This is a genomic window from Saccharothrix longispora (assembly GCF_030852425.1).
GTDB lineage: Bacteria > Actinomycetota > Actinomycetes > Mycobacteriales > Pseudonocardiaceae > Actinosynnema > Actinosynnema longispora.
The window spans coordinates 1-1888 of sequence record NZ_NSDM01000017.1; the positions used below are offsets into that span (position 1 = coordinate 1).

The 1888-nt window shown below is 77.5% G+C and carries 1 protein-coding gene; it reads left to right on the top strand.

The window, feature by feature from the left end; genetic code table 11:
* The coding region (locus CKY47_RS30995; RefSeq protein ID WP_306749878.1) for an AAA domain-containing protein at window positions 1–1888 on the top strand (1888 nt) is incomplete at both ends.

The following is a 1888-nucleotide window of genomic DNA, read 5'->3' on the forward strand; positions in this document are numbered from 1 at the left end:
CGCCACCGGCCGCTCCGTCCTGCTCGCCAGCCGCACCCGCAGCGCCGCCGACGCCCTCGCCACCGCCCTGCACCGCGCCGGCGGCCCCACCCCCGTCCTCTTCGGCGACTCCGAACTCCGCCACGACACCGCCCGCGACCTCGCCGACGGACCCACCACGCCCCAGCGCGACCTCGCCGCCCTCGACCACGCCCGCCGCACCGCCGACGCCGCCGTCACCACCGCCGAACGCGCCATCGCCACCGCCCTGCGCGACGAGGAACTCGCCCACACCGCCGTGCGACGCGAAGCCCTCATGCCCGCCCACCGCCTCGTCGCACCCCGCGCGTTCGACCCCGGCACCGACCACGACCGCCTCCACGCCCTGCTGCGCCCCCGCCACGGCCTCCTCGCCCACGCCCGCGCCACCCGCGCGCTGCGCACCGCACGACGCCTCACCGGAGCCGCCCCCAGCACCACCGCCGCAGACCTCGCCGCCGCCGTCACCGCGGCCGAGCAGTCCGCGGCCCACGTCCGCGTCGCCACCGACGGCGGCACCGACCTGCACGCCCTGCGCGACCTCCTCGCCGACGAGGACACCCGCGCCCACACCGCCACCGCCGCCTGGCTGCGCGCCCTCACCACCAGCCACCGGGGCACCGGCCCACGACGCGCCGTCGCCGCCCTCGCCACCGCCCTGCGCTCCGGCCGCGCCGCCCGCCGACGCGCCCTCGCCCTCATCGCACCCGACGACCTCGTCCGAGCCCTGCCCGTCTGGGTCGGCACCCTCGCCGACGTCGAGGACATCCTGCCCGCCGTGCCCGGCCTGTTCGACCTCGTCGTCCTCGACGAAGCAGGCCACGTCGACCAACCCCTCGCCGCACCCGCCCTCCTGCGCGGCCGGCGCGCCGTCATCGCCGGCGACCCCCGCCAACTGCGCCACGTCTCCTTCATCGGCGACCACGCCGTCCGCGACGCCCTCGCCGCCGAGGGCACCACCGCCCTCGCCGACCGCCTCGACGTGCCCAAGGTCAGCCTCTTCGACGCCGCCACCGCCACCGCTGACGTCCACCGGCTCACCGAGCACCACCGCTGCGCACCCCACCTCATCGGCTTCGCCGCCACCCGCTTCTACGAGGACCGCATCGCCCTGCTCACCACCCACCCCGCCCTCGCCGACGACGACCGCATCGACACCGAACTCGTCCCCGGCACCCGCGACGACAAGGGCGTCAACCACGTCGAGGTGGACGCCGTCCTCGCCCACGTCCGCCGCCGCACCGCCGCCGGCACCCGTTCCCTCGGCGTCATCACCCCCTTCCGCGCCCAGGCCGACGCCCTCGAACAAGCCCTCCTCGACCGCCTCACCCTCGACGAGATCACCACCGGCGGCATCCGCGTCGGCACCGTGCACGGCGTGCAGGGCGCCGAGTTCGACGAGGTCGTCATCAGCTTCACCCTCACCGACGACGACCGACCCCACGCCTGGCGCTTCGCCGGCGACCGCAACCTCCTGGCCGTCCTCACCACCCGCGCCCGCCACCGCGTCCACGCCATCACCTCGGCCACCCGCCCCGTCGGCCTCATCGCCGACTACCTCGCCCACGCCGCCACCCCACCCCGGGCCCACCCCGGCACCACCCCCGACGACGAGTGGACCGCCCGCCTCGCCGACGAGCTCACCGCCCTCGGCCTCACCACCCGCACCGGCCACCCGGTCGGCCGCTGGCACGTCGACCTGGTCGTCGGCGAACGCGCCGACGCCGTCGCCCTCGACACCCGCCCCCACCCCGACGGGCCCACCGCCCACCTGGCCCGCTGGCGCGCCCTGCGCGGGGCGGGGTGGCACGTCCACGACGCCTTCCCCAGCCGCTTCGCCCACGACCCCGCCCGCGCCGCCGTCACGCTG